Here is an 8,300-nt window from a genome sequence, read left to right on the forward strand (position 1 = left end):
ATCAGTATCAGGATGGTCAAGCTATTCAGTACACTGTTCAGGAAGATGCTGTTCCGGGCTATACGACGCAGATTGATGGGACTTTGATTACCAATAGTCATGTTCCGAAAGAAACACCTCCTGCGTCAAAACCAAATCCGGATCCAACCCCGGATCCAAAACCGACTCTGGACCCAACCCCAGATCCAACCCCGGATCCAAAACCGACTCTGGACCCAACCCCAGATCCAATCCCGGATCCAAAACCAACTCCGGCTCTAACGCCAGAACCGAAGAAAGTACTGCCCAAAACGAATAGTAGCACAAGTGTAGGGGTGATTATCCTTGGCTTGAGCTTATTGGCTGGTATCGGTCGCTATTTGGTGAAGCAACGTAAGTAGTTTCAACAGGTGAGCAATTTAAAGAAGTCAGGAAATGCTTCCGACTTCTTTTTTTGTCTGTTAAAAGTAGTGAGCTCTGGACTTGTTTGGTAACCGCCCATAACCAAGTATAATAGAAAAAGTGCCAAAGTCAACAGTAAGCGACCGATACGAGATATCTAGTAATCCTCTCAATCTTCCAGTTCTATTCTTTACTAACAGTATACTGGAGAACCGACAATCTCGGTAGATATAGTCATTATCAGGCGGATACAATATTACGAAGAACGGAACTATGTTCCCAATTGACATAGTTCCGTTCTTCAAACCTACGACCATGAGCTGAAAGCTCGCAAGACCTATAGTTATAGGACTTTTGCTCCAAGCTCCATGATTATTCTTTCACAAAGGTGTTGATTTCTGCTTCGATAGTGGCGATTTTCTTTTCTGCTTCTTGCATGTCTGTGCCGACTGTTGCGATGTAGAATTTGATTTTTGGTTCTGTTCCAGACGGGCGAACTGCAAACCATGAATCGTCTGTTAGGGTGTATTTTAAGACATTGCTTGGTGGAGTGGTTAGGCTGGTTACTTGCCCGTCCTTGGCTGTTGCCGTTTGTGCTTGGAAGTCTTCTAACAGGGCAATGTCTGTCTGGTTGAATTGTGTTGGGGCGTTGTCACGGAATTTATCCATGATTTTTTTGATTTCAGCTTTGCCGTCCACACCTGATAGGGTAACCGAGATGGTCTTTTCTGCATAGGAGCCGTACTCTGCAAAGATTTGGTCGATGCCGTCAGCCAAGGTCAAGCCTTTAGAGCGGTAGTAGGCAGCAATTTCTGCCACGATGAGGACAGCTTGAATGGCATCCTTATCGCGAACGAAAGGTTTGATGAGGTAGCCGAAACTTTCTTCAAAACCGAACATGTAGGTGTGGTTGTGTTTTTCTTCAAATTCTTGGATTTTTTCTGCAATAAATTTGAAACCAGTCAAGACGTTAAACATAGTAGCGCTGTAGCTTTCTGCAATCTTGGTCACGAGTTCAGTCGATACGATTGATTTTGCAAGGGCAGCATTGGCTGGTAAGGTACCTGCCTGTTTGTGGGCTTCCAAGATATACTTGGCGATGAGGGCTCCGATTTGGTTACCAGACAGGTTACGGTAGCTCCCGTCTGCTTGCCGAATTTCCACTCCGAGACGGTCAGCGTCTGGGTCTGTTGCCACCAAGACATCAGCGTCTACTTGACGACCGAGCTCTTCAGCAAGGGCAAAGGCTGATTGGCTTTCTGGGTTTGGTGAGGCTACTGTTGAGAAGTTTGGATCTGGAGTTGCTTGACTTTCTACGACTTGGACCGATTCAAAACCAGCTTGGGCTAAGGCACGGCGTGCCAACATTTCACCAGTACCATGAAGCGGTGTAAAGACAATTTTCATATCTCGACCATACTCACGGATAAGGTCGAGATTGATGTTGACATCCTTGATTTCTTTTAGGTACTCGCTATCAACAGCCTCCCCAATTACTTCAATAAGCCCCTTTTGCTTAGCTGTCTCTAAATCCGCAACTGCAACTGCAAATGGGTCGGCAATGTCACGAATATAGTCTGTTAGAGCGTCTGCATCTGCTGGAGGCATCTGACCACCGTCTTCGCCGTAGACCTTGTAGCCATTGTAAGGGGCAGGGTTATGACTGGCGGTAATCATAATTCCAGCCACGGTATGCAGGTGACGAACAGCAAAAGAAAGTTCGGGTGTTGGACGCAATTCTTCAAAGACATAGGCCTTGATACTATGTTGAGCGAGCACGCGGGCTGCATCAAAGGCAAATTCTTGAGAGAAGTGGCGAGAATCATACGCAATCGCAACCCCCCTGTCTTTGGCTTCTGGACCTTTTGACTCAATGAGGCGGGCTAATCCTTCTGTTGCTTGGCGTACTACATAGATGTTGATTCGGTTGGTACCTGCCCCAATCAATCCTCGCATACCAGCTGTTCCAAATTCAAGGGAGGTATAAAAAGCGTCTTCTTTGGTTTTTTCATCCATGTTGCGCAAGTCTTCCTGCAAATAGTCAGGAAGCGCTGTGTAGTCGAGCCATGCTTGATAGTGTTCTTGGTAAGTCATTGTTATTCTCCTTTTTACTATTTTATTAAACGCTTTCATTATACCATTTTTGAAAAGAAAAAGCACGCTTTCACGTGACTTTCTCCTTATTTTTTTGCTTTTTGTAGGGTGGGTACAATGGCCATTGTTAGAAAGGCTACAATCACCATTTCGGCAATGGAATTTGTCCCGATAATGGTCACGAGCATTGCTTGGATATTTCCCTCAAAGACTCCAGAGAAGAGGAAGAAGATACTTCCAAGGACAAAGACGGTATTGGTCATGGAGCCAATAGCCCCAGCAAGGAGCAGCCCGGTATGCTTTTGTGATAGGCGATAGATGAGGTAGGGCGTGATTCCAATCAAAATCCGTGGCACAACGGCAACAATGAGAGAATACCATTGTCCATTTGGCACGAAAGGAGAAAAGAGGTAGCTCGTCGGCAAGAGTACAAGGGTATTATGGACAACGCTCAGTATTCCCATCATTCCTCCTAGTGTAGCGCCGACTTTAGGTCCATAAAGGATTGATGCTACGATAACAGGGATATGGACAATGGTCGGTTTGATTGGGACGGGCAGGAGATTAAAGATAACAGAGCTAAGGATGTCAATGACAATCATTACTGCGAAAAAAATCGCTAAGGTTGCAATTTGAGTTGATTTAGTTTGTTTCATGAAGCGTTTTACTCACTTTCTCTAAAATAAGGTGGATGTCAGCGAGGGCACCGATGCCAACATCGCCACAGGCTAGGAGGTCTTCACGCGGAGGAATCAGTTGAAACCCATAGCGTTGAAGCTGTTTTAGGTTTGTCTGGGTAGCAGGATTAAGGTACATGTTGGTATTCATGGCTGGAGCAAGCAGCCTTGGTGTTGTAGTTGGTAGGGCAAGGGCAATCGCTGTCACAATGTTATCAGCAAAGCCGTGTGCGAGTTTGGCAATGGTCTGGGCAGAGGCAGGAGCGACTAGAAATAAGTCGGTCTGCTTGGCAAGGTCAATATGCTTGATGGTGCTTGGATTTTCCTCCGTCATCACATCTGTATAAACCAGATTCTTTGAGAGGGACTGGAGGGTCAAGGGGGTGATGAACTGGGTAGCAGCGGGGGTCATTAAGACCGTTACAGCATGTCCCAGTTTTCCTAGTTGACTGGTCAAGTCGGCTGCTTTATAAGCAGCTATAGAGCCCGTCACGGCAAGGGTAATACGAGCCATACTATCTCCTTTTTTCTAATAGCTTGTCAAGAATGAGGTCCGCAATCTCTTCCTTTGTCTGGGCAGGATAGACATTTTCTTGGTCAATAAGATAGGCACCGTGCCTTGTCGGACAAATGTCTGCTAAATCATTTGTCAAGATATAGTCTGCCTGATTGGTGATAAGGCTTGCGCGCGCAACTTGAAAGAGTTCCTCTTTTGACACGTCGACCAAGAGTTTGAAACCAATCAGCCGAATGGCTGGATTCCATTGCTTGATTAGCGAGATGACCTTGGGGGTCTTTTTGAGAAAGAGAACCTGATACTCGTCCTTTGAAGAAATTTTCCCCTCAGCATTGGTCTTGGTCAGCAGGCTGTCAATCGTTGGAGCGTCTGCTACCTCCGCTAGCCCCGTCATGTAAACAGGACTGTAATCCGATACTGCCATACTATGGATGATGGCATCATGTTTGGGGACGAGGTCTTTTAAGATATGAATAAGGCTTGTAACATCGCTGATTTCAACCACAGTCAAGCCCTCCTGTGCTTGTGGTTTGACAGCTGTTTTGGTCGTCACTAGCGTCACCTCAAGCTGTGCCTCCAAGCATCGTTCAGCGATGATTTTTCCTAGAGTACCCGTAGCATGGTTGGTAATGGAGCGAACGCGGTCAATGGCTTCGCTCGTTCCTCCGGATGTAATCAAAATTTTCATGTTTTCATTGTACTAGAAAATCTCTTTTGGGTAAAGTATTAGAAATGATTTTTAAAATCTTGAGGTAAAAATCTATAAAATCCGTATGTTTAGAATAAAATTGGATAAAAACGTGCGTTTTCATGAAGTTTTTGATATACTATTTTCAATAAAAGGATAGGAGTTGCTATGAAAACAGATATTGAAATTGCACAAAGTGTCGTATTACAGCCGATTGTCGACGTCGTTGAAAAGGTGGGCATCAGCTACGATGATTTGGAATTGTATGGAAAATACAAGGCTAAATTATCCTTTGAAAAGATTGAAGCGGTAAGGGAGCATGCCCTTGGCAAGCTCATTTTAGTAACAGCTATCAACCCAACACCTGCTGGCGAGGGCAAGTCAACAGTGACCATTGGTCTAGCAGATGCCCTGTCTAAGATTGGAAAGAAAACCATGATCGCACTTCGTGAACCGTCGCTCGGTCCAGTCATGGGGATTAAAGGGGGGGCGGCCGGTGGTGGCCATGCTCAAGTCTTGCCTATGGAGGATATCAACCTACACTTTACTGGTGATATGCACGCCATTACAACTGTCAATAATGCCCTTTCTGCCTTGATTGATAATCATATTCATCAGGGAAATAGCTTGGGAATTGATCAACGGCGCATTATCTGGAAGCGCGTGGTGGATTTGAATGACCGTGCCCTTCGCAAGGTGACCGTCGGTTTGGGTGGCCCTTTAAATGGGGTTCCACGCGAGGACGGTTTTGATATTACAGTTGCTTCTGAAATCATGGCGATTTTGTGTCTTGCAACAGACTTGAATGACTTGAAAGAGCGATTGGCTCGTATCGTGATTGGCTATCGCTTTGACCGCAGTCCAGTCTATGTCAGAGATTTGGCAGTGGAAGGCGCTTTGACTCTGATCTTGAAAGAGGCACTCAAACCCAATCTGGTTCAGACCATTTATGGTACGCCAGCCTTTGTGCACGGTGGTCCCTTTGCCAATATTGCCCATGGCTGTAACTCTGTTTTAGCGACTGCTACAGCGCTTCGTTTGGCAGATTATGTCGTAACGGAAGCAGGATTTGGTGCAGACCTTGGTGCGGAGAAATTCCTCGATATTAAAACGCCAAACCTACCTAAGGCTCCTGATGCGGTGGTGATTGTGGCGACCCTTCGTGCCCTTAAAATGCACGGTGGGGTAGGGAAAGACAATCTTGCACTTGAGAATGTTGAGGCAGTTCGTGCAGGTTTTGCCAACCTCAAACGCCATGTTGAAAATGTGAAAAAATATGGTATTCCAGCCGTTGTCGCTATTAACGAATTTGTATCAGATACGCCAGCAGAAATAGCAGCTTTGAGAGAACTATGTGCAGAAATAGGTGTTCCTGTAGAGCTTGCAAGTGTTTGGGCAAATGGGGCAGAAGGTGGGGTAGAACTAGCAGAAACTCTTCTCCAAACCATTGAGACAAGCCCTGCCAACTATGAGCGCCTTTACCAAGCCGATGATAGCTTGGAAACAAAAGTGAGAAAGATTGTAACCGCAATTTATGGCGGAACAGGTGTGGTTTTTGAAAAGAAAGCTCGTACTCAATTGGCAGAATTTGCCAAACATGGCTGGGACAAGCTCCCCGTCTGCATGGCTAAGACCCAATACAGCTTTTCAGATGACCCAACAGCCCTTGGTGCGCCGGAAAACTTTGACGTCACTGTGCGTGAATTTGTACCAAAACTAGGTGCAGGCTTTATCGTGGCTCTTACAGGGGATGTCATGACCATGCCAGGGCTACCGAAGCAGCCAGCAGCTCTGAACATGGATGTGGCAGGGGACGGTACAGCCATTGGTTTATTCTAGGAGTTAGCATGAAATAAAAACTGGGGATTTTCTCCAGTTTTTTGGTATACTATGACTATAAAGGAGGGAAACGAATCATGAAAAAGAAATTCCTACAAACGCTTCTATTACTCGCTCTGTCGCTCGGTGTGTTAGCAGGATGTCAATCCATTCAAAACTGGTGGAAGAACACCAAGGCGGAGTGGATTGGACTGGAAATGACCGTGCGTACCTATGATGAAAATTCTCAGTTGATTGACCAGATGTCTGGTAAGTCTCTGTCTATTTCTCGCAATGAGGACTTTGACTCGGTGGATAGTGAAGGTAATTCCAAGGGAGATAGTTCGGTCTTGAAAATTACCTTAGGAAAATATGAAATTGACCACGTGGGGTCATCTTTGATTGCAGTTGAGGACGGCTTAGAAGATATTTTCTTGAAATATCAAAAAAATGCAACCGCAGACGATCAGCAAGCAGCAGTTCCAATCCTCAATCGCATGGTATCGAAATTTAAGAATGATTTTACAGGAAAAGAAAAAGTCATTTTGATTCGTTCGCAGAATGGTACGCCACTTGCGACCTATGCAGGCAATAAGGTGTCCTTATATGCTTCTGATGCACCAAAAACATCGGAACTCCTTATTGACGGCAAGCGCTTGATTATCTATCGCTGTGATTACACCATTTATGACAGGGAGCTGTTGGAGAAATGAGACAAATCTATGCCTATGAGACAGAAGAAGAGTGCTCTTTCATCCAGCCTATAACAGATGACCTGTTTCAAAAAGGGAGGAGTATGGACGGTATCTGGTAGAGAAGTTTGCCTTAAAGGAGCCTGCTTCTTTTGTCGTTTGGACCAAGGCAGTCTTTGCCAATCGAGTTTTTGGCCAGCACGACTTGCCAGCCTACAACAATGGCACGCGCATTGTCATGTGCCCCGATAAGAGGGAGTGGGAGGACTTGCTGTCGAGGGCTTTTGCCCCCTATGCTCTCCCTCAGCACCTAGTAGCGCATTATCAGTCTTTACCTGATTATCAACTGACGCAGATTTTCCTGCATGAGATAACTCATGATAGCGATTTGTTTGGTTCAGAGTATGGCGATGTGCGAGATGATCTGTGGTTTGAGGAGGGGATGTGCGAATATCTCTCCTATCAATATCTGTTAGATGAAGAAGAATTTACAGCACTTCGGGTTTTATTGCAGGAGCAGGTGGATTTTTTTAGTGAGATTTTTGGAACATTTCATGTGGAGCATTTTTGCGAAGAAACTTATCAAAAATGCAATCTAGCCTATCTGTACACCTTTTATGTCCACGCTTTTTTGACGGTCTGTCAGTTCGTAGAGCAATGGGGCAGTGTGGAGGAGGTCTTTGCCATTTATCAGGCTTGGTGGCAGGATACAGGAAAGATGCCCCTGTTTGATTGGTTTAAGGAAAGGGGGAACGCATGATTTCCATTCGTGTTGCGCAGGAGACAGACGCTGCTGCCCTCCGTGGTATTTACGAACTCTATGTACTGAATACTGCCATTACGTTTGATATTGATGTTCCGAGTGTCAAAGCCTTTCAGCAGAAAATAGCAGAGATAAAGGAGCGCTATCCCTTTTTCCTTGCGGAGATAGAGGGGGTGGTCGTGGGCTATGCCTCCACCTACTATGCACGGGCAGCCTACGACTGGACCGTGGAGTTATCGGTCTATGTGGCAGAAAATAGACGTGGCTTACAGATTGGCAGTCAGCTGTACACTGCCTTGGAGGCAGAGTTGAAAGAGCGGGGCATGAAGCAGTTGCTCGTCTGTATCGCCCTCCCCAATGCTGCCAGCCTTGCCTTTCACCAAAAACGTGGATATGAACAGGTAGCACATTTTAAAAAAGTCGGCTATAAATTGAATCAGTGGCACGATATTGTCTGGCTTCAAAAAAGTTTGTTGGAGGCGTAAATGGGAGGCGTTGCAAACGTGTTCATATTAAAGACACGAATACCCTTGGCATGCTTTGCACGTCAAACGCATGAAGAAAAGATAGTTTTCAGAAAACTATTTACATAGTGACAAAATCAATCAAAGTAGTAAACTAGAGAAAGTGATAACTACGATGATTGATTTTCTTGTTTCACTAGAAGCCC

The 8,300-nt window shown here is 45.4% G+C and carries 9 protein-coding genes; 5 read left to right on the plus strand and 4 right to left on the minus strand.

Going from position 1 to position 8,300, the window contains the following annotated elements:
* Window positions 1-380, plus strand: a 380-nt coding sequence (locus E4T82_RS11575) for a Cna B-type domain-containing protein (RefSeq protein WP_135182933.1), incomplete at its 5' end; no start/stop codon positions are given.
* A 373-nt stretch (window positions 381-753) separates the two neighbouring features.
* Here E4T82_RS11575 and E4T82_RS11580 read toward each other — a convergent pair.
* The 4 genes from E4T82_RS11580 to E4T82_RS11595 all read right to left on the minus strand — a co-directional run bounded on the left by E4T82_RS11580 (window position 754) and on the right by E4T82_RS11595 (window position 4,357).
* Window positions 754-2,475, minus strand: coding sequence for a phospho-sugar mutase (locus tag E4T82_RS11580; RefSeq protein WP_135182934.1), 1,722 nt, complete (start codon window positions 2,473-2,475; stop codon window positions 754-756).
* 86 nt (window positions 2,476-2,561) lie between these two features.
* Window positions 2,562-3,131, minus strand: coding sequence for an ECF transporter S component (locus tag E4T82_RS11585; RefSeq protein ID WP_135182935.1), 570 nt, complete (start codon window positions 3,129-3,131; stop codon window positions 2,562-2,564).
* Window positions 3,118-3,666: a phosphopantothenoylcysteine decarboxylase gene (gene coaC, locus E4T82_RS11590; protein WP_135182936.1), complete on the minus strand. Its 549-nt coding sequence runs from the start codon at window positions 3,664-3,666 to the stop codon at window positions 3,118-3,120. Before coaC ends, E4T82_RS11585 begins: the two co-directional genes overlap by 14 nt.
* 1 nt (window position 3,667) lies before the next feature.
* Window positions 3,668-4,357 carry a phosphopantothenate--cysteine ligase gene (locus E4T82_RS11595; RefSeq protein ID WP_135182937.1) on the minus strand — a complete coding sequence of 230 codons (690 nt, stop codon included), beginning with the start codon at window positions 4,355-4,357 and terminating at the stop codon, window positions 3,668-3,670.
* 168 nt (window positions 4,358-4,525) lie between these two features.
* Here E4T82_RS11595 and E4T82_RS11600 point away from each other — a divergent pair, with 168 nt between their 5' ends.
* The 4 genes from E4T82_RS11600 (at window position 4,526) to E4T82_RS11615 (ending at window position 8,115) form a co-directional block, all read left to right on the plus strand.
* Window positions 4,526-6,196, plus strand: a complete 1,671-nt coding sequence (locus tag E4T82_RS11600) for a formate--tetrahydrofolate ligase (RefSeq protein ID WP_135182938.1) — start codon at window positions 4,526-4,528, stop codon at window positions 6,194-6,196.
* Between the two features lie 77 nt (window positions 6,197-6,273).
* Window positions 6,274-6,888: a DUF5052 family protein gene (locus tag E4T82_RS11605; RefSeq protein WP_135182939.1), complete on the plus strand. Its 615-nt coding sequence runs from the start codon at window positions 6,274-6,276 to the stop codon at window positions 6,886-6,888.
* Between the two features lie 184 nt (window positions 6,889-7,072).
* Window positions 7,073-7,627 (plus strand): hypothetical protein, encoded by a 555-nt coding sequence (locus E4T82_RS11610; RefSeq protein WP_135182940.1) that lies wholly within the window; start codon window positions 7,073-7,075, stop codon window positions 7,625-7,627.
* Window positions 7,624-8,115 (plus strand): GNAT family N-acetyltransferase, encoded by a 492-nt coding sequence (locus E4T82_RS11615; protein ID WP_135182941.1) that lies wholly within the window; start codon window positions 7,624-7,626, stop codon window positions 8,113-8,115. The genes E4T82_RS11610 and E4T82_RS11615 overlap by 4 nt, the downstream gene beginning before the upstream one ends.
* Window positions 8,116-8,300 lie beyond the last annotated feature (185 nt).

It is taken from the genome of Streptococcus cuniculi (assembly GCF_004570575.1).
Taxonomy (GTDB): domain Bacteria; phylum Bacillota; class Bacilli; order Lactobacillales; family Streptococcaceae; genus Streptococcus; species Streptococcus cuniculi_A.

Bases quoted from the DNA above. Each gene is read 5' to 3' on its own strand.
- E4T82_RS11580 (WP_135182934.1), bottom strand. From the start codon at position 2,475: ATGACTTACCAAGAACACTATCAAGCATGGCTCGACTACACAGCGCTT.
- E4T82_RS11585 (WP_135182935.1), bottom strand. From the start codon at position 3,131: ATGAAACAAACTAAATCAACTCAAATTGCAACCTTAGCGATTTTTTTC.
- coaC (WP_135182936.1), bottom strand. From the start codon at position 3,666: ATGGCTCGTATTACCCTTGCCGTGACGGGCTCTATAGCTGCTTATAAA.
- E4T82_RS11595 (WP_135182937.1), bottom strand. From the start codon at position 4,357: ATGAAAATTTTGATTACATCCGGAGGAACGAGCGAAGCCATTGACCGC.
- E4T82_RS11600 (WP_135182938.1), top strand. From the start codon at position 4,526: ATGAAAACAGATATTGAAATTGCACAAAGTGTCGTATTACAGCCGATT.
- E4T82_RS11605 (WP_135182939.1), top strand. From the start codon at position 6,274: ATGAAAAAGAAATTCCTACAAACGCTTCTATTACTCGCTCTGTCGCTC.
- E4T82_RS11615 (WP_135182941.1), top strand. From the start codon at position 7,624: ATGATTTCCATTCGTGTTGCGCAGGAGACAGACGCTGCTGCCCTCCGT.